A 19,314-nucleotide genomic window follows, 5' to 3' on the forward strand; every position below is an offset into this window, starting at 1 on the left:
TTGGCGCCAGTTAGATGGAATTTAAGGCCGGTCATTTTTTATAGCGACATTAAAAAGCTCGCATTGAAGCTGTGTTTTGGTTTGTGCGAGGTGGGTTTTTACCGCTTCGGCAGATAAACTGATTGGTAAATTTGACTTACTATCCAGTGCAAGTAAAAAATCGTTTATGTTTTGCGGGGTTATGTTGTCATAGTTATACACTGTATCGATGCAAAAATCTTTAAGTATCCCTATTGCCGGGCTTTGCGGATTAAATACCGCCAGCAGTGGTTTCCGTGTTAGCAGGTAGGGGTATATTTTTGAGGCGGTATATTTTGCGTCGTCAGATCCCGGGATGAACAATGCATCGGCCTGCATTAATACCGCCAGGGAATGGTAGTAACTTATCCTGTCGGTTACTTCAATTACCTGGTTGGTTAACCCTAAGCTTTCCGCAAGAGGTAAAATGCTTGGCTTGCCGAGGCCTACAGGTGCATAACTGGTGCCAATAAAGTAAAATTTAAGCCGCGAAAAAAAGGCCGGATCAGTTTTTAGGCCCTGCGCCAGTGCGTCAAACACCGGCTTAATAGCCTTGTGCATATCGGTACCACCGCGGCCTACATAAACAATATTGATATCATCCGGGTTCAATAGCTGTTTAAACTCTCGCTGGTGCTCAACTGCAATATCCAGATCCGGCGGAAACATGCCAAAGGTAATGGTAGCCGTGGGAACGTTTTTGATGGAGGGATAGCGGTTTTGCAGATCGGTAATATACTGCCCGGAAACGGCGATAAGCCCGTTGGCATTTTTAATAGCGGCGGGCTCCATATATTTATTCAGGCGGTACGAGAACCAGTACTTTGGCGGTTGCTGGCTTTTGGGCTTGTCCCGGTAATACTCAGAATGCCAGGGGTCCTGCATATCAATTACGTAGGGTATCTTAAATTTCTTTTTCCAATAAGCGCCCAATACACAAACCGGAAACTGCGTAGTAGAGAAATAAATAAGGTCGAATTGCTGCTGGCTTAAAAGCTTGTTTACATACTGGCGGTAATACCATAACGAGCGAAGGGCGATACTCCCAAGCCCAAGTTTGGAGGACCGGCGTTTATCAAAAGCCTTCACTTTGTGAATTTTTATCGCCGGCGGCACGCTTTGTAATAGTAGTTCGTCCTGCACCATATCGGTATACAAAGTGTCAACGGTAACCACCTCTGCCGCCCATCCGTGCTGCTCAAAAAAAGGCAGACTTGTGCGCACCCGGTGCATATCTGCCGCGTTTACGGGCGGGAAATAGGGCGATATGATCAGTACTTTCTTCAAGCTTGAAAGGTGTTGGTTATGATGTCGCCGAATTTATGGCTTTCGGTTTCCCAGTTCAATTCAGTTTGCCCCAATTGGTAATTGCCGAGGCGCGTTTGATATAAAGCCTCCGGGTTTTGCAGGTATTCGTTTAAACAATTTGCAAGACTTTTGGTGCTGTTTTTTTGGTAGAGCTTGCCGGCAGCAGGGTATTCCGACAGGAAAAGGCTCTGCGCCTGTGTATCGCTTGCGATGATAGCCAGCCCGCTTTGCAGGTAGGTGAAGATCTTATTTGTTAAGCAGATCTCCCTGTTTAAGGTGCTGCCTGTTTCGCTGGCCATACCGATATCAAATTGCGCTGCGAATGCCATCAGTTCATCAGGCGGGATGGGCGGGTGATAAATTATCCGGGTTGGCTGCACATTGGTTTTAATGGCTATATCCAGCAATGTTGCCTTGTATCCGGCCGTGCAGCTGCCCAAAAGGTGCAACTCGGTTGCCGGTGCTTCGCCCATGGCTGCTACAATGTTTTCTAATCCCCTGTCGGCCCCAATGGTTTGCGAGAACCAGAAGAGCTTAACAATATTCGTAGTCTTGCGACTTGTATTAAACGGTGATTTGATTTTCGGGAATACGTTATTGATCACCTGCGGTTGAAGGCTGGGATAAGCCTTGCGATAATTAGCCGCTATCAGCGGACTGGCAGCTGTAAAATAATCGGTACGGTTAAAATATTTTACTTCGATGTATTTATTCAGCAGATACATCATTGAAACATCGTTGAACTGGGCGGAGTGCATGTCTTCCGCGTCATAACCTATTTTACACCCCATATACTTAGCCGCCAGCACGGCGGCGGGCAGGGCGCCGAGGTTGTGGGCGATGTAGAGGTCGGTTTTAATTTTTTTTGCTGCTTTTAGTGCTTCGCTATGTGTTCTGCTGATCGCGTTCTCGGGAATACCCCATCCTTTAAAATAGCTGAAAAATATTTGGCAAAGCTTTTGGCGAAGCCTTGTTTTATAGTAGGTAAATTTCGATTTAACAGGATCACCGCCCTGGGAGATGTACATGCCCGGGTTTTGGTTGATGATGCTTTCATCTAATTGTTGTGCCCAGGGCTGGTAAAAACAGTAGATCACCTTTACGTTATAACCAAGGCCGCTTAAAAAATCTGCCTCTTTTACCAGGCGGGGGTTGGTGGCTGGCTGGCCGGTAGTAATAAGGGTAATATTCCTCATTTGGCTACCATGCGCTTATAAAGTTCTTCGTATTGGTTGCCTATAGTATCCGAGCTGAATTTTCCTTCGGCAATACGGCGGCAATCCGCCCTGTTAATTTTGGGGATATCTTTAGCGAAAGCGGCCATTTCTTCCCGGGTATCGCATAAAAAGCCATTTACGCCGTGTTGCACAACCTCCGGTACCGAGCCACGCTTAAAGCCAATTACCGGCGTACCGCAGGCCAAAGCTTCGGCCATTACAATACCAAAAGGTTCATCCCAGGTTACGGGCATCAGGAATGCGGCCGCCGCTCCCAGCAACTCGTTTTTTTGGCTGTTGTTTACCGGGCCAATATAAGTTACCTGTTTGCCATCAATAAATGGCTTTACTTTTTCTTCGAAGTATGCCTGGTGGATGGTTTCATCGGGCACGTTGCCGGCAATAACGAGTTTTCGGCCGGTAGCGAGGGCCGTTTGGATGGCTATATCCGTTCCTTTCTCTTTTTGGATCCTCCCCAGGAAAACCAAGGGAGCATCGTCGGCAACCGCAGGCGTAAAGGTATACTCAGCCGTATCAACTCCGTTATAAATGGTAGTAACCGGCGCGTAAGGCACTATCTGATTAGAGATATAATCGCTGCAACCCGTAAAATGGACAGAACCTTCACGGGCAAATTTTATAACCTTTTTTACCTGCGAAAGAGTTGGTTGCAACTGGTAGGATACAACTTTTGGCAGCTTGCTCAGCATTAGCAAAGCAATATTGCTCATGCGGCCAAAAGTGTGTATCACATCAAACTTTTTGAAGGCTATTTTTGAAGTGAGGGCATTGATGCGGATCATATCCGGCAGGCCATAATGGTCAGATTCGTGATACCCGACAAGCGCGCAGCCGGGTTTGGAGCGCTCGTTTGCGTAGAGGGTAACATCGTGCCCTTTGGCAATCAATTCCTGTATCAGCATGTAAACAATACGTTCAATGCCGCCATATTTCTCGGGCGGTACGGGGATGAGCGGATTTACGATGATGGCTATTTTCAATGCTTATCCAAAAATGATTTTCCTGATCAACGTCAGCGACCGGGGGATACTGTGGTCGTTTAAAGCCCTCTGCTGCCCGTTACGCCTTAACAGCGTTCGTTTTTCTTTGTTTTTTAGCAGCTCGTTTGCCTTTTCAACTAATTCATTGGCATTTTTATAACTCCAGATCTCTTTATCGAGGTCGTATAAATGCGGCAAGCCGTCGGTATACTCGGTTAAATAACATGCGCCCAGCATGGGGGCTTCAATATCCCGCAAACGGGAATAAGTAAGCGGGTGGCTGTTGGGCTTTTTATAGGTGGGCACGCGGTTAATGCCCAGTGTTACCGTGCTGTTTTGGGTTATGCTGATATATTCTTCAAAAGCAGGGCTTTCAAAAAGATGGTCGCCCGGGATGACCGTTACCGGTGCTTTTTGCAGCCTGTTGGTATGCCTTATAGCCCAGCCCTTAAGACCGTGCTGCTGCACAAAGCGGTACTGGTTTAATAAGGTTTGCTGCAGGGAGGCTTTTGCCGGTATTGCAGATGCGTTGGTATTGCCCGTATTTAGCCAGCCGCTGCCGCCGATACGCACATTCAGCCCCTTTTGCATGACTTCGCTTAATAACTGTTCCCTTAAAACATCTTTCGACCCGATGAAGGTGGCCCCGGGTAGTTCTTTTGCGAGCAAGGCATCCCGAAAATTCGGCGCTACCCAAATGGGCATCGGCAGGTTGATGTGCTTTATCTTGGCCGCTTTGTACGTGGGTAACGCCTCATATTCGGGCACCCACACCAGGTCGAAAATTTTGAATTGAGGCGGAATGGTTTTAAACTCCCGTACGTTATCACAATAAAAATTAACGCAGGGGATGCCCAATTTTTGGATCTGCCTGATAGCATGCTCCTCTATTTGTTTTGGATAGAGGTAGCACAGGAACAGGTCAATCTTCCCCGGGTTGTTTTGAATGTAATTGATGGTGGCTTGCCAGGTTTTATCCTTCCAGCGCTGTAATTCGGCAGAACCTTCGGTATAAATAAGCCCTTCCGCCCAATCAGCATCCGGCACTTCCAGGTATTGCATGCCTGCCTCATTTATCCCGTTTTTGATATAGAACTCCCAAAAACGGTAACCGGGTACCGGGTGGGGCTGGTCTGTTTTGTCCTGCAGAAAAGAGAGCAGGATCCTCATTTACGGCGCTTAAACAATACGTCTATCTGGTTCAGTTCGGTACCGATTGGGGTGTTATTGCCAAAGGCAAACAGGTGGATATTAAAACAGGCAAGGTAGTTTGCAATTTCGAGGAAGCCGGGCTGCCCGTAATAGTATTCTTTAAAAGAAACCTCGCAAATGATATATGTTACATCATTAAGGTAAGTGTCCAATCCCTTTAAAGCTTCCAGCTCAAAGCCTTGTATGTCCAGCTTAATAATATCGGGCGCCGGGATGGTTTTATCCTTTATAAGGCCGTCGAGGCGTTTGATCTTAACCGGCAGTTCTTTTTCTTTTTTGATGTTAAAGTGCTCAAACTCCAGCGGCGTAGCTACCAGCAAACTGGATGAATCGGAATAGCTGGATATATTGATAAGGCCCGTAGTATCCTCATTACCCAAACAAAATTCGTGCAGATGAATGTCGGTTAAGTTTTTACAGCTATCGTTAAACTGGCTGTTATGATCGGGCAGCGGTTCAAAGGCATCTACCCGCGCGTTCGGGAAAATGGCTTTGGCAAGCAGTGTCCAGGTGCCCACATTGCTGCCGATATCATAGATATTGGGCGATGCAGTAAGCCCTGCATCATCACGTATAATTTCCAGTAATTCTAAAGAATCGATATGCCCCAAACCAAGCTGAGCGGCCGGGGTATGCTGTAGTTTTTTAAACCTGCGCCTTCTCTTTATGGCAAGTGCGGCCCTTTCGATGAGTTTTAGTGGCTGATATAAGAGAGAATAGTTCATAAAATTAAAACCCGGGGGAATAGCAGCTCTATTTTTTCAGGAAATTACTGTCGATAAAAATGCTGTTAATATAAGTATCCGCGTAAAGTATATAGCCTTGTTCCAGTAAAACTTCATTAATAAAACTGTCTTTTTTACCGGTTAAGTTTTCTGAATATTCGATGTTCTCCACACAAATAATAGAAGGTTTAAACCTTGAAAAATCAATAGACTGCAAAATAACAAGGTCAAGCCCTTCAACATCCAATGATAAAACAGAACAATGATCTTCCTTAAAGTATTGTTCAAATATAGTGTTGATGGCGATCAGCTCAACGGATAACACCTTCCTGATCTCCCGGTGATGCGTGTTGACCAGTTTTTCAGCTTCCTGCGGCGAGAAGGTGTTTAAAAGCGGGTCGTCCATTACATAAAACGTAGCTTTATCCTGTTGCTCAACGGCAACACCCTTTGGGATAAGTACATCCCCGGGCCTGTATTTTTTTATTTGTTTATGAAAAAATGGGTCGGGTTCAACACATATCCCCCTGAAGCCGTTAAGGTAAAGGATGTATGTATTGTTCATATTCCTTGGGTCGTTGGTGCCGATATCAAAGTACTGCACTTGGGTTATTTTTAGCGAACGAATGAGGAATAAAATAATACTGTCTTCGCCGCTTTGCGAAAACGAGAGCTTTATGTTTGTTTTGCTTAGCTTATTGTAAAGCTTATTGATAAACAGGAGGGGTTTCATGTTTGGTGTTATACAGGCGATAGATCAGCTGAACGGCAATTTAATTAATTTTGTCAGTTTCCACCCGATTAGCTTTTGGAAGAAAAGGGTTAATCCACCGGCATGAAGTTTTAATGTTGAACCACCCAGCTCTTTTATTTTTTGTTGCGAAGTTGCCAAAAGATCCGAATGATAGGGGTAAAAGGTAAAAATATAATTTTGATAGCAGTTGGCTGCTACCAGCCGGGTACGCGCGCTGTTTTCGTGCTGCAGGATGTAAGCCATCCCATCATCTATCGAGTGGAATGCCGATTCGGCGCCTTTTCGCGATTTTAAAGACGACAGGGAACTTGGCAGCCCGCTGCGGTAATACAATACAGCGTTATGGGTAAACCGTATCTCGCTGGCATGCAGCATTACGCGGATAAAAAACTCCAGGTCGTTTATCAGGCTTAACCGCTCGTCCCATACGCCGGAGCGCTCCAGTATGGCCCGCGGGATTAGCCACCTTGCGCATTGCATCATGGCGCTGTTGGTTTGCAACGAAGTAACCAGCCAGTCTATCGGTTTTGTATCACCTTTAACGCTGTCTGTATACAAGGTAAAAGTGGCCGGGTCGTTGTTGTAAAAGCGGCCCCACCCGGCAGAAGCAATTACGTCTTCGCGGCCGCCTATTCGCTTTACCTGTTCTTCTATGAACTGGTCCGAAATAAGGTCATCGGCATCCATGAATTTAATAAGCCGACCGGTTGAGTGAGAATAAGCCACGTTGGCCGCGGCGCACTGCCCGTTATTAGCGGTATGGAAAACTTTTACCGCCGGGTGATCAATATTACTCAAAATTTCGCCTGTGCCATCGGTCGAGCCATCGTTTACCACAATAACTTCGATGTTTTTATAGGATTGCCGGAATAGGGACGCTAAAGCCTCTTCGATGTAATGCGCAGCATTATAAGCGGGCATACAAACCGATACTAAGGGCATGTTTACAGTACCTGCTTCCATTGGGTTGTTAGGTAAAACTCACGCGCCTTAAAAATATAATGCCTTACCACATCATCTGCAGACAGGATATTGTGTTTGTTGTTATAAAGAATATTATAGCGCTGGTTTAAAGGCTCCGCATTTAACCGCGATACAATAATGGCATTGATGGTTTGCTCCAGCAGCGGAGGATGGATCACCGGGACTTTATCCAACAAGTATTTGCACACGGTTTCTACAAAATCCCAGTTGATAGCGGTGGAATTATAAGCAAGGATGCCGCTATTTATTTTGCGTTTCATTTGCAGGCCAAATTGTTCCTCTATCTGTTTTTCGGGCAATACGTAATACGAGGCTTCTATTTTGTCCTCCATAAAATAGCTGGTCCCGTTGATATAGGCTTCTACCAGTTCTGTAGGGTAGTTAAAAAACAGCATATCGCTATCCAACTGCACCAGATACCGGTTGTTTAAGCGCATATCTACCAGTTTCCTGAAAAACGGACTGCTCTCCCGCAGATGCCTGAGCGAGGGATATTTTTTGATAGGCAATTTACCATCAAGTTCGTTCAGCATCGCATCAGGAGAGATGATAGCAACACCGTTTAAAACGCTGTTAAAAAGGTTGATCTTTTGGGGCGACAGGCTACCATCCGAATAAATATTAATCCTCACCCTGCCCTGCATTACCTTTGCCAATGAGTAGGCACAGAAGATGGTTTGGTGCCAATATTTCTCGCCGGTAAGATAGCTGCACTCCAGTTGGTGATCATTGGCTAAAGTTATCGGTGCAAGGTTTAAGGCCGCCTTCTTCATCTGTTTTTCGCCTTGTACGAGGCTTATCCAACCCATCAATCCAAAGTGCTTTAAGTGATACCTGATGGGTAAAGTTGGCCTGAAAAAGTATTTATAAATAAACTTGCCCGTCATTTAACAAATTGCTGCCAGGCGGTTTTAAAGTAATGCTTTTTGGAAAGATCGACATAGTGATGCAGGATGCCTTTTTTTTCTTTGATGATCTCCTCACCCGGGTTTACTATGTAGGTTGCAGCAGGTAAAACAGTGGCAGCAGTATCGCCGATAAGCATGGCCGTTAAAGCCTGCTCCAGGTAGTAGGATGCACCTTCCTGCTCTTCCAGCACTTTGATCCATTCTTCCAGTTTAGCCCAGCCAATACCATCGCTTTTTAAGCCGATAGCCCCAACGTTTATCAGCGGGGTAACGGGGCAGCCGCAAAGCTGCTCCATTAATTGTTTGGAATAACCGTAAGCCTCTACACAATCTATCATGTGCAGCGGTTGGGTTGGTGCGTTCAGCCAGTTGATCAGTTCCACGGGTTTGCTCCAAAACAGCATATCAGAATCCAGCACAACTTTCCAGCTATTCTCCGGCAAAGAGTGTACATCCGTCAATTTTTTAAGGTGCGGGTAAACCTTGCGTTTTTGATGGATATATGGATAAGCATCAGCAGGCAGCATCTTAGCCAGGTTGGATGCTATAACATCAGCGGTAACGATTGTTGCACCCGGCAGTTGGGTATTTATCCGGGAGATGAGCTCCTGATCAAAGGTTCCGTCGTCAACCAGTATAAACTGAAAACCAGCAGCCGAAACCTTTGCCAGCGACTGGATACAATAAAGGGTTTGATAGAGGTAGTTTTTCCCCGTTAAAAAATAAACAGGCAAACCACCGGGTGTGGAAGACACGGGCGAAAGATCGATGGCCCGCTTTTCCATCATAGCCTTTCCGCTCAGCATTTGGCGGTAGGCCCTGTACCCGCCAAACCTTTTATATTTTTTGAGATTGGATAACGGATGCCGGTATAAAATATTCACCATCGCCTGAAAGGAGCGGATCAAAAGCGATGTTATCGTTGTTTTGCCGGGCATTAGTTTAAATGGAAGAAAGCGTCGCGCCAAAACAGGTGACGCACATTGGTGGTGTAATGCCGGGCCACAATGTCATCCGCGGGCATTGCGCTTAGCGATTGGCTATCACTGTTAAAATTTTTAATGATGTCCAGTCCCCACAGTATCCCTAATGACTTACTGGCCATATGCGCGAAAAGGGTTTGCTCGGTAAAAAAATAAATAAACGAACTCAAACGATCTAAAAGAGGTTCAATGGCAAAGCGTTCGTAAAGATCTTCGCCATAAACATACAGGGCACCCGAGTTGAATTTATAAAGCTGATGAAGGTTATTGTTGTAATGTTTTATAACGCGCTCGTCATACGTTGCAGAATAATCCTCGCTGCCACCGCAAACAAAAGCGGTTTTGCTGAGGACCGGGAGAAGCGTGCTAAAATCGGAAAAGAACAGGATGTCGCTATCCAGCCAAATAACCGGCAACAGTTCGGCGTAATGTAGAATAACCGCTAATTTTTTACCCAACACATGTTCCCCGGCATACTTTACAAGGTTATCCCGTTTTTTTTCGAGGTGGTAAGCGGCGGTTAATTCCCAATCGTATACGGCCAGTTCCCCGGGCCAAAAGGTAAATTTTTGCTTAACGGCGTCAGGGCTAATGGTGCCATCGGTAACCACTATCAGCCGCGGCAAAGCGTCCCAATTGCGCGCGATAGAAAGGATGGACAGGCGCGTCATGTTGATCAACCGCTTACCTGTCATGGTGATGACGGTAACATCGGCTTGTGGTTTCGCGCTTGCTTTCTTTATATTTTTAAAACCCAACAGCATCTTGTAAAGCAGGGGCAACCGGTACGCAAGCGAGTTTTTGAGCTTACTCATTATTCGTCGCTCCCCTCCGCCAGCCCCTGGAATATCCCGCAGGCTGCTTTCCATCTTAAATAATTGCTTTCTCCCTGCCAGGCTTTGTTGCTGAGGTAGCTTTTGAGCTTTCTGAGCAGCAGCGTGTTTTTATTGATGCTTCCCCAGGGACTTATCTTATGTTTGGTTAACAAAATGGCCCAGGAACGGTTGATGCCGAAAACCAACCTTGCCATATAAGCGATGGTCATGCGTTCGGCGGGGATGATGTGTTCCAGTACAAGTTCCGGGAAGTAGCCAACCGCCCAGCCCGATTTTAATATGGCCAAATTTATCTCGTTATCGCCGCCCGACGAAAGCGAAGTTGCTGTCCTGTCGGTTACTATATTCGTCGATACATGGTGAGCAGAAATGTAAGCCTGCAAAGCATTCTTTCGGATGGCCATGCCTGCGCCAATGGGCGCTGCGGCAGGGTAATCATTTCGCCAGGTATTAATAATGCAGGTATCGCCAAGGTCTCTCAAAGCAAGGCAATCGTAAAACGGGCTCAGCCATTGCGGTGAGGGCGATTCAAACCGGGGGATAGATTTACCTCCTATGCTCCCTAAACCGGGATTGTCCTTAAAGATCCCGTCGACGTTTTGCAGGTAATTTTTATCCAGTACATTATCATCATCCGCCATTATAATGATCCCGCCGCGGGCAACACTGATTCCCTTGATGCGCGCATAGGTAAGCCCCTGCTTTTCTTCGGTGACAATTTTTGCTGCTGGGTGCCAGCTTAGGTCGAGGCTTTTTGCAAAATGGTTGGACGAATTATTGTCGATAATGATTAGTTCCCATTGGCTGAGGGGAAAACTTTGGCTTTTTAAAGCAGCCAAAGTTTGGCCAAGCCTTGCCGCATCGGGATTATAAGTAGGAATAATTACAGAAATGCTTACCAAGTATTGCTGATGATTTTTTGATAATAATTTAATGAACTTGCAGCTAATTGCGTTACTGTGAATTTTTCCCTTACTGTTTCAAGCGCATTTTCGCCTAACTCATCTCTCAGGCCAGCGTCCTCTATCAGTAATATTAGTTTGTCGGCCAGGCTTTGCGCATCGCCGGTAATGGCAAATAAACCGTTGTAGTTATTGGTGATAATTTCGGGCATGCCGCCGGCATCGCAGCCGATTACCGGTTTGCCGTAGCTCATGGCCTCTATAAATATCAGCCCAAAAGATTCGTAGCGCGATGGTGCCACAAAAATATCGCAATCGCGGTATGCCTGTTGCAGATGCTCGTCGCTTACCTTCCCGCGGAAAGTTACTTTTTGCAAAATGGTCAGGTCGGTATCAGCAATAAAGCGGTTTTGGTATTCGTCGCCGGTATCGGCACCAATAATGTTGAATTGTACATTCGGTTTTGCTTTCAGCACCAGGGGTATGGCGGCCAGCAAAACATCGATGCCTTTGCGGTACTCCAGTCGGCCAACAAACAATACCTGCACCGGGCCGGCCTTTACTGTTTTAGCCGGTGCTGAAGCAGGCAAAGTTACGCCATGCGGAATAATTTGAAACCGCGAGTGATTGATGCCAAATAATTGCTCCAGTTCCAGCGCGTGGTTTTGAGCGTGGGTAATGAGGTGTTTGCTTTTTTTGATGAAGGCGATTTCCATCCGCGCGATGAGATCCATCCCTCTTGATTTAAAGGGGTAATGGTCGTTCATGATCTGCGAAAAAGTGGTGCTTACCCTAACCGCGATGGGAACAGTGTTGCGTTTGTATAACTGGAAATAGCAAAGCGAAAAATAGCTGGATGTTTCGACGACATCTATGCTATGTTTCCTGATCGCGGCGTTAAGCACCTTTGCGGTTAACAGCATACAGGATACCTTGAGGGCAAAATCTATAACCGCCCACTTACTTTTTAAGAGTTTTGTAAATGCCGGCGGTAATTTTGCTTTGTGGGTAATAACGGTGATCAGCTCACCTATTTTATATTCCTGGTAATTGTCCCTTTCATTTTTGTATTGTGGCCTGATGTGCAATACAACTACCTTATTACCCGTAGCGGCGATGCCCCTGGCCAGCAAAAGGCAATGGTTGGCAATGCCACTGTCTTTAGTATGCTCGTCGGGGAAGTAGGGGGTTACCAGGCCTACCGTCATGCCTTGGGCCTTAATGTCCAGTAAACCATTCTCAGCAGATTGCGGGCTTTAGTGCCTAACGGCAAGCCGTTTTTACCAAAGATGTAGAATAGCATATTTTCCCAGGCAAAGCGCAGTCTTTGTTTTTGCTTAGCGAGCTGAAAGCAGCAATAGATAGAATCGTTGAGGCACTTCAGGCGTTCATTGCCGGGCGTATCAATAGCGCGATGCGTTGCCAAAAGCTTGTAATGGTAACTGTAAAATGGCCAGTCGTATTGCTGCGAGCTTAAACCGGCTTCGCCGAAATAGGCGATGCTGATATCGGCGTATTGGGTTTTGAATGCCTTATTCAGGAATGCTTTGAGTGTAAGATGATAATCGGCCGCTATTTTAAACCGCAGATCGTATCCACCGACGGATTCGAATACATTTTTTTTATAAAAGATGCCCTGGTGGTGGATGCCCCTGAATAGTACCTTTGCGAGGGTATTGTCGTTGTAAACATTATGAGATACGGCGCCTGTTACGTTACCATATAACAGGTCGGCATCGCTTCCTTTAATTGCTTCGTATATTTTACTCAAAACCTGGCCCGATTGAAAGGTATCATCCCCGCCCATAAAATAAAGCCAGCTGCCCTTTGTTAGGGCAATGCCTTTATTCATGGCATCGTATATACCCTTATCCGGTTCGGACAATACATTGGTTAGCAGCGCCGGGTGAGTAATTTTAAAAGCCCCGATCATGTTCAGCGTAGCATCCGAGGAAGCGCCATCAATACAAATCAGCTCCAGATCTGTAAACTCTTGCGCCGATATACTATCAAGCGTTGCCGATAAGGTTTCGGCGCTGTTATACAATGGGATAATGATGGAAAAAAATGGGCTCAATGTGTGTTAGCGGCCAGGAACGCATTGGTTTGGTTCACCCACATATCCATTCCCAGCGGGTTCCAGTGGGCATCGCTACGGTAAAACACGTTGGCTTTGCTGTTTTTGAAAGCGCTTAAAAGCGACACTTTCTTTAGTGCACTTGTTTGCTCAACCCGTTCCAGCAGGTGATTATATGGTCCCCTTTGTTCATCGTATATGCTCACGGCGTTTGGTATCACCGATAAAAAAACATCTTTAAAACCAAGCGTAAGGTAATATTTGCGGGCGTTATCCAGGTTTTGGCTTATCACCTTAACTTCTGTATCCGATACCGGCCTAAAGGCAGATTGCAAGTTGGCGGTATCAACGGTAATATTCAAAAATAATCTGCTGTTATCGCTGGCCACGGCAACTTCTTTTGGCAGCCGTTTAAATAACGCGTAATTAAGCGATGCTTTTAACTGCTTAAATGGCGTTATGGTTTTGTTATCAAAAAGCACCATCTCCAGGTTGCGGTTAAGATCTTTGTTAAAGATAATATTATTCAGCCTTGCCGTAATAGTAGTTGGAAGCCCTTGTGCCGCCCCTGCCGCTTTTTGATGTATGGGTAGGCCCGATTCCATGACCTTTGCAGGGACTAACGCCTCATCCGTTTGGCTGATATCATAACCAACCAGGTTACGCTCGGCAAACTCCATCAGCATGTAGTTCTCTTTTGTACTATCCGGCTGAACAGGGCCGAAGGGAAACCGGCGATCGAGAAAAACTACGTTATCGAAGCCGTCGAACGCGCCGTATAGGGTTTTATCTGCTAAAAAGCTATCGCCGATGATATACAGGATCCGGTTAGATGGCTTCCAGTCGGCCTTGTGTTTGTATGCCTTAAATGGTTCGAGCGGGAACTTATAGCCGGGCAGATAGCAAAGCCCGTAAAGGTCGCCGTACCGCCACCTGTCGGATTCAAGGAATAAGGTTTTGTAAACGATGTTTCCTTTTTTTTCTGAAGGGTTGAGATGCGCGAAGTACTTTTCCTGTTTTATTTTATTGATGAACGACTGGTTCATAGCAGTAACCATCACCAGGGTGCCAATAACAAGGGCCAATAAAGGGAGTAGCTTTTTACCCATCAAAATTGGAAATAGATAAATTGAGCCTCGTTAAAGATCCCTAAAAAGTAGCAGGCTATTATTAAGGAGACGGTAAGCGCTAACTTTTTACCTGTTGAATAATCTTTGGCTGCAGGCAGGTAACGCTCTGCCAGCAGCAGCAATACCACTATCAAAAACCCATAGGCCATCTCTGTTACGGGCATAATGTGGGCTGCCTGGTAACTAAAGCTATTACCCGTGAATATCTGGCTGATGATATAAAACGCATCATTAATATTGTAAGCCCTGAAGAAGATCCAGGCCAGGCACACCAGGTGAAACGTGATGAGCCATTTTAAAAACTTCCATCCGTTGATGCTGACGTTCGCTTTCTTTAGCAAATGATAACAAATAAGGAGGCAGCCATGGATCAGCCCCCACACCAGGTATTTCCAGCTGGCGCCATGCCAAAGTCCGCTCACCGTAAATACTATAAGCAGGTTTGTACACATTAAAGCAAAGCTTACCCTGCTGCCGCCCAGGGGGATATACAAATAATCGCGAAACCAGGTTGATAGCGAGATATGCCACCTTTTCCAAAAGGTAGCGATATTATGTGCGAGGTAAGGCGCATTAAAATTCTTCATCAGCTCGATGCCCAGCACCAGCGCGGCGCCGATGGCGATATCAGAGTAACCGCTAAAATCGCAATAGATCTGAAACGCGAAAAAGTAGGTAGCTATGAGCAATTCCAGCGAAGTGTGCCCATGCGGATGATCGAACACCGGGTTTACAAACAGGGCGAGCCTATCGGCAATCACCACTTTTTTAAACATCCCAACCGCTATTAAAAATATACCCGCTGTAAACTGCGCCCTGTTAAAAACAATAGCCTTACGAAATTGCGGCAATATATGCTGGGGCCTTTCGATAGGGCCGGCAACCATTTGCGGGTAAAAAAGCACGTATAACGAGTACAGGCCAAAATGGCGTTCGGCTTTTTGGTTGCCCCTGTAAACCTCGATGGTGTAACTCATGGCCTGGAAGGTGTGGAAGGAGAGCCCGATAGGCAAAATAAAATCCACCAGTGGAATTTGTGGCCCATGCACACCTGCGGATAAGAAGTTGATATTCTCTGCCAGGAAATTGAAGTATTTGTAAAAGGCCAGCACGCCAACATTGGCTACTATGCTTAAGCAGAGGTATAATTTCCGGGCTTTTCCCTTTGCATTTTCTATAAGCAGCCCGGCAATGTAATCTACAATAATGGTGAAGAAGATGATGAGGATGTAGGCCGGCTTAAAATACATGTAAAAATAACAGCTGGCTATCAGCAGCCATATCCACCGGAATTTGTGGGGCAGAAGATAATAGTTAGCGGTAACTATTACAAAGTAGATAAGAAAAAGAAGCGAGTTAAACAGCACAGCGCTGGTTTATATAAGATGCAGACATTTATAAATTTTTTGGCGGATGCGGTTTAAGAACACTATCCGCTTCCATTCGTAAGCGGTGCCATGCGCATCAGCGGCCCATATTTTTTGATGATCTTCTTCCCATTTTGCCTTCATCTTTGGGTCGGAGCTTTTGGCATCCTCATGAATATTAGCAACCGATAAGGGCTCTTTTATCAGCTTACGGCTATGCCCTTTCACCAGGCGCAGCCAAAGTTCGTAATCCAGCGAGCAATGCAACTCTTCCCAAACCGGCTCGTGTATAGCCGCGCTCCAAAAGGTAGATGGTTGCACCAGGCCGGGTATTTTGATGAAATAATCTATAAAAGGTAAAATTTTGGTCTCCTTTACTTCGCCCGTAGCAATTACATGGTCCAGCCCGTAACCGTATACAAAATCCACGCCCGACGAAATAAATGTGCCGGCAACTTTAAAGAATACGTTTTCGAGGTAATAATCGTCGCTGTTGATCCAGCCATGATATTCGCCCGAAGAAAGGCTGAACCCTAAATTGATGGCGTTACTTTGGCCCCCATCTTTTTCGCTTTGCCAGTAGCTTATCCAGGGCGAATACTTTTTTAGGATCTCGGTCGAATTGTCGGCACTTCCGCCGTCCATAATAATATACTCCAGGTTGGGGTAGTTTTGTAATAGTACCGACCGGATAGTTTGTTCTAAAAACTCCCCCTGATTAAAGGATGGTGTTACTATGGTGATTTTGGGCCAGCTTGTTTTCCCGGCATACAGGCTGGGGTTGGTCTGTATGGTCCATGGCCAGCCTTGTTTGCCTGTCGGCGGTTCGGGTAGTTGAGCCAGTAATCCTGTGGACGGTACCTCAAATGCAGACAATGGCGTTATTACGCCCCTTGCTTTTAACGTATCACGATATATTGAAAGGTCGGGCAGGTTCAATGTGATATCAGTTTTGCTTTTTGCCTAATAATACACTCCTCAGCAACCAATAGAATTTACGCAGAGGGGATACAGCGCGACTTTTTTCAAAATCGGCCAGCTCTGTAATAAATACCTGCTTCTCCTGTTCGGTAAGGTATTTGGTAAATAATTTGTCGATAGGCTTATCTACGGCAATTTTATATCCGGCCCAATGGATGAGGTATGGTTTCACCTTTTCATCTGCCCAGTATTTTTGATGGTCATCATCCTGGTAATCCCCCGCCCAGCTCGATTCGAGGTTATAGGGCGGTAACGTAACATTGGTAACCGTTACCCCGGAGAGGAAAACAAACAAGTTGATGGAGATCTGGTCGTGGCTGTCCAGAGCCTCTTTATACAGCGGGTTGCGGACATGGGTTGTAAGCGAATTAATATCATACAGCGCCCTATCGCAGGCAAACTGCCCCGAGTTGAAAACGCTTTTTTGCCACGTTGTGCTGGCCTGTTTAAATAATTGCAGCGTAGATGGTACGTAAGTGTGTTCGGGGTTGTGCCAGTGCCCGCAGGAGCTTACGAAGCCATCTATTCCGGCCAGTACTTCCTCCGGGTTGCGAAGGAAGATCACATCGGCATCGACAAAATGATAATTGCCCGTTAAAAAGCACTGGAACTTCCTTTTCATGGGATGCAGCGCAGATGCATTGATCAGGCTTTCCACTTCGTCCATTTGCCACCATGTGCAATTATCGGGCAGGTCGAACAGGTTATCGTCGTAAGGGATCACCCACACGGGCAGCATGCAGCCGGTTTCGCGTAGCGAACTCACCATCGCCTTAAAGCGCAATTCGCTCGATCGGTTGGCAAATGAAATTATCTTTTCGAGTTTCAAGGATTAATGCAAAAGGGTTTTAAGATAATCCACAAAATATTTTTCCCCGGTGGGCCTTGCCGGGGCGGGGGCAATTTCGGGGCTTTGGGTGTCAAGCATATCCCGCAATTCTTTAAACGATTGGTAAACGCTAAGGCCGGCTGTGCCAAAGCAGCTACGGGCGGCATGCGTGTTTGCTAACAACGGCAGCCCGGCTAACAGCATTTCGGGGATGCGGGTAAGCGCGCCGCTGGATGGTGCCTGGTGAACAATGCCGTAATCGCAAGCAGCAATAAGGCCGCCCAGTTTTTCTTCGCTAACGCTGCCCCATATCCGGATGTTTTTATCCGGGAACAGGCTATTCAATTGCTCCGAGCCAAAGCCTGCAACGTTTATAACAAGATCGGTTTTTTGCCTGATGTGGTTAAGCAATTCTACATAACCATCAAGCGTGGGCTTGTTATAAAACGTGCCCAGCAGCAAAACCTCCTTTGCTGTTTTGGGATTGGTGTATGATATTTGTTTTTGTGCCCTGACGGCTAATAAATACGCTTCGGCTTTTTTTGCAGGATAGTAGGGGAGGTAGGCCGCGTTTATCCCCGAGTTGGAAAGGAGCCAGTTCTCTTCTCTCGAAATGGTAAACGTTTTTTTGCAATATCCCAGGTATTTCATCTCCTCCAACAGCCAATCGGGCGATTCTTTTGAGGAAAACACGCTTTTTGAACCGGCAACTAACGATTCGATATTATGAGGCAAAGCAACTACAGGCACATTGTGCTTATAAAGTACTTCGGCAAGCAACAAATTGTACCCAGCGGTTGATTCCCAAATAACAAGGCCCGGTCTTTGTTCTTTTACAAAAGCCTCAAACATTTTCAGGTACCGGCCTATCGCATATTTGTTTTTGTTGGCGATGGGTAAATGTTTGGCATACTGCAGCCCTTTTAAATAAACGGGCAGTTTATTGGTGATGACGGCTGAATTGGAAAGATCCGGCTCTTTATACGTTAGCCCGGCATCCTTCAAAATTTCGTCTATCTGCGCTGTTCGTTTGTTTCCGCCGTGGCCGAAAGCATCCGGTTCGAAATGTGAATGCTTAAAAATATCAGGCATTTTTAGGGTGCGTTTTTGCTGCTAACTGCAAATTGAGCTCTCTTATCTGTTTCACTTCTTTAGAAACCGTTGAAAACTGGTAACCAGCAGCAAGGTATATCATGTCTGCCTCAAAACTGCTTTTCCATTTGCTGCTTAAACCGCTTAAAACATAGCGCGAAATGCTGGAGAACAGCAATTGCTGCCTGCCAAACCAGGACAAGGCGTTGAGCTTTATTTGGCGGGAGTACAGATCAAGTACCGTTTTTTCGTAATCGTAACCTTTAAACAGCTTGTCGCGGTAGGCTACGGTAAGGCGGTTGGTAGGGATGTAATGTTTATACCTCAATCCCTCATCATAAAATAAAGTATAACCCGCCAACAGGATCCGTAGGCAAAATTCTACATCTTCGCCGCGCGCCAGGGTATCGCCGTTTGGGCCCGTTAAAAACGAGGGGAAGTTTAAATACGTTTTGTGATAAAGTTGTTTGCGGAAGATCATCCCTGCTCCCCACAGATATCCCTTTCCGGAAATATCACCGGTAACAGAATTTTGCTCACCTACAGCGTAACCATGCTGGTATTGTGTAAACCAGGCAGGTAGTTCCCCGTCGGTAACAGCAAAGCCCCGGCCACCCGCTGCACCTATCGCCGGGTCGCGCTGCATCCGGTGGAATGCTCGTGTAACGTAATCGTCGGCGAGCCAGTTATCATCGTCGCAGATCAAAATATAATGGTACGCTGCTGCTGTTATTCCTGTATGTAAGGCATTGGTTTTGCCTGCTTTTGGTTCGGTAAGCACCGTAAAATTGATATCTGTTTTACCGAGATCGTTCCATAGCTGTTTTGCAAAAGTAGCTGTGTTATCATCGGAGGCGTTGTCAATAACTATGATCTCCCAGTTAAAGCCTGCCGGAACCTGCTGGGCCGACAGGTGCTTTAAAGTAGCAGGTAAGCGCCCGGCACTGTTATAACAACATATTAATACGGATACACCTGCAGGCAAAATTT

At 46.1% G+C, this 19,314-nt stretch carries 19 protein-coding genes; all 19 read right to left on the reverse strand.

The features are described from left to right. Positions 1-21: 21 nt before the first annotated feature. On the reverse strand, positions 22-1,305 hold the full coding sequence (locus IDJ77_RS09100) for a glycosyltransferase (protein ID WP_224751025.1): 1,284 nt from the start codon (positions 1,303-1,305) through the stop codon (positions 22-24). Continuing rightward, entirely contained in the window at positions 1,302-2,522 is a 1,221-nt protein-coding gene (locus tag IDJ77_RS09105; protein WP_191188632.1) for a glycosyltransferase family protein, read from the reverse strand. Before IDJ77_RS09105 ends, IDJ77_RS09100 begins: the two co-directional genes overlap by 4 nt. After that, positions 2,519-3,544, reverse strand: coding sequence for a glycosyltransferase family 4 protein (locus IDJ77_RS09110; protein WP_191188633.1), 1,026 nt, complete (start codon positions 3,542-3,544; stop codon positions 2,519-2,521). Before IDJ77_RS09110 ends, IDJ77_RS09105 begins: the two co-directional genes overlap by 4 nt. A 3-nt stretch (positions 3,545-3,547) precedes the next feature. Beyond that, positions 3,548-4,714 carry a glycosyltransferase family protein gene (locus IDJ77_RS09115; RefSeq protein WP_191188634.1) on the reverse strand — a complete coding sequence of 389 codons (1,167 nt, stop codon included), beginning with the start codon at positions 4,712-4,714 and terminating at the stop codon, positions 3,548-3,550. Next, entirely contained in the window at positions 4,711-5,481 is a 771-nt protein-coding gene (locus tag IDJ77_RS09120) for an FkbM family methyltransferase (protein WP_191188635.1), read from the reverse strand. The genes IDJ77_RS09115 and IDJ77_RS09120 overlap by 4 nt, the downstream gene beginning before the upstream one ends. A gap of 28 nt (positions 5,482-5,509) precedes the next feature. Continuing rightward, positions 5,510-6,214, reverse strand: coding sequence for an FkbM family methyltransferase (locus tag IDJ77_RS09125; RefSeq protein ID WP_191188636.1), 705 nt, complete (start codon positions 6,212-6,214; stop codon positions 5,510-5,512). Positions 6,215-6,238: 24 nt separating this feature from the next. Then, positions 6,239-7,198, reverse strand: a complete 960-nt coding sequence (locus tag IDJ77_RS09130) for a glycosyltransferase family 2 protein (protein ID WP_191188637.1) — start codon at positions 7,196-7,198, stop codon at positions 6,239-6,241. Further along, the gene (locus IDJ77_RS09135) at positions 7,180-8,106 is read right to left on the reverse strand and encodes a hypothetical protein (RefSeq protein ID WP_191188638.1); all 927 of its coding nucleotides are present in this window, start codon (positions 8,104-8,106) and stop codon (positions 7,180-7,182) included. The genes IDJ77_RS09130 and IDJ77_RS09135 overlap by 19 nt, the downstream gene beginning before the upstream one ends. After that, complete coding sequence (locus IDJ77_RS09140) at positions 8,103-9,065, reverse strand: glycosyl transferase (protein WP_191188639.1); 963 nt, start codon at positions 9,063-9,065, stop codon at positions 8,103-8,105. Before IDJ77_RS09140 ends, IDJ77_RS09135 begins: the two co-directional genes overlap by 4 nt. Beyond that, entirely contained in the window at positions 9,065-9,925 is an 861-nt protein-coding gene (locus IDJ77_RS09145) for a hypothetical protein (protein ID WP_191188640.1), read from the reverse strand. Before IDJ77_RS09145 ends, IDJ77_RS09140 begins: the two co-directional genes overlap by 1 nt. Beyond that, on the reverse strand, positions 9,925-10,848 hold the full coding sequence (locus IDJ77_RS09150; protein ID WP_191188641.1) for a glycosyltransferase: 924 nt from the start codon (positions 10,846-10,848) through the stop codon (positions 9,925-9,927). Before IDJ77_RS09150 ends, IDJ77_RS09145 begins: the two co-directional genes overlap by 1 nt. Then, a complete protein-coding gene (locus tag IDJ77_RS09155) occupies positions 10,842-12,056 on the reverse strand; it encodes a glycosyltransferase family 4 protein (RefSeq protein ID WP_191188642.1) in 1,215 nt (404 codons plus the stop codon). Before IDJ77_RS09155 ends, IDJ77_RS09150 begins: the two co-directional genes overlap by 7 nt. Continuing rightward, on the reverse strand, positions 12,053-12,925 hold the full coding sequence (locus tag IDJ77_RS09160) for a glycosyltransferase family 2 protein (RefSeq protein WP_191188643.1): 873 nt from the start codon (positions 12,923-12,925) through the stop codon (positions 12,053-12,055). The genes IDJ77_RS09155 and IDJ77_RS09160 overlap by 4 nt, the downstream gene beginning before the upstream one ends. After that, positions 12,922-14,034 (reverse strand): hypothetical protein, encoded by a 1,113-nt coding sequence (locus tag IDJ77_RS09165; RefSeq protein ID WP_191188644.1) that lies wholly within the window; start codon positions 14,032-14,034, stop codon positions 12,922-12,924. The genes IDJ77_RS09160 and IDJ77_RS09165 overlap by 4 nt, the downstream gene beginning before the upstream one ends. Further along, positions 14,034-15,305 (reverse strand): MBOAT family O-acyltransferase, encoded by a 1,272-nt coding sequence (locus tag IDJ77_RS09170; protein ID WP_224751026.1) that lies wholly within the window; start codon positions 15,303-15,305, stop codon positions 14,034-14,036. The genes IDJ77_RS09165 and IDJ77_RS09170 overlap by 1 nt, the downstream gene beginning before the upstream one ends. Positions 15,306-15,431: 126 nt before the next feature. Further along, positions 15,432-16,361 carry a glycosyltransferase family 2 protein gene (locus tag IDJ77_RS09175; protein ID WP_224751027.1) on the reverse strand — a complete coding sequence of 310 codons (930 nt, stop codon included), beginning with the start codon at positions 16,359-16,361 and terminating at the stop codon, positions 15,432-15,434. 7 nt (positions 16,362-16,368) lie between these two features. Further along, a complete protein-coding gene (locus IDJ77_RS09180) occupies positions 16,369-17,232 on the reverse strand; it encodes a hypothetical protein (RefSeq protein ID WP_191188646.1) in 864 nt (287 codons plus the stop codon). Between the two features lie 3 nt (positions 17,233-17,235). Then, positions 17,236-18,324 carry a glycosyltransferase family protein gene (locus tag IDJ77_RS09185; RefSeq protein ID WP_191188647.1) on the reverse strand — a complete coding sequence of 363 codons (1,089 nt, stop codon included), beginning with the start codon at positions 18,322-18,324 and terminating at the stop codon, positions 17,236-17,238. Next, the gene (locus tag IDJ77_RS09190; protein ID WP_191188648.1) at positions 18,317-19,309 is read right to left on the reverse strand and encodes a glycosyltransferase; all 993 of its coding nucleotides are present in this window, start codon (positions 19,307-19,309) and stop codon (positions 18,317-18,319) included. The genes IDJ77_RS09185 and IDJ77_RS09190 overlap by 8 nt, the downstream gene beginning before the upstream one ends. Positions 19,310-19,314 lie beyond the last annotated feature (5 nt).

The organism is Mucilaginibacter pankratovii (assembly GCF_014773265.1).
GTDB lineage: Bacteria > Bacteroidota > Bacteroidia > Sphingobacteriales > Sphingobacteriaceae > Mucilaginibacter > Mucilaginibacter pankratovii.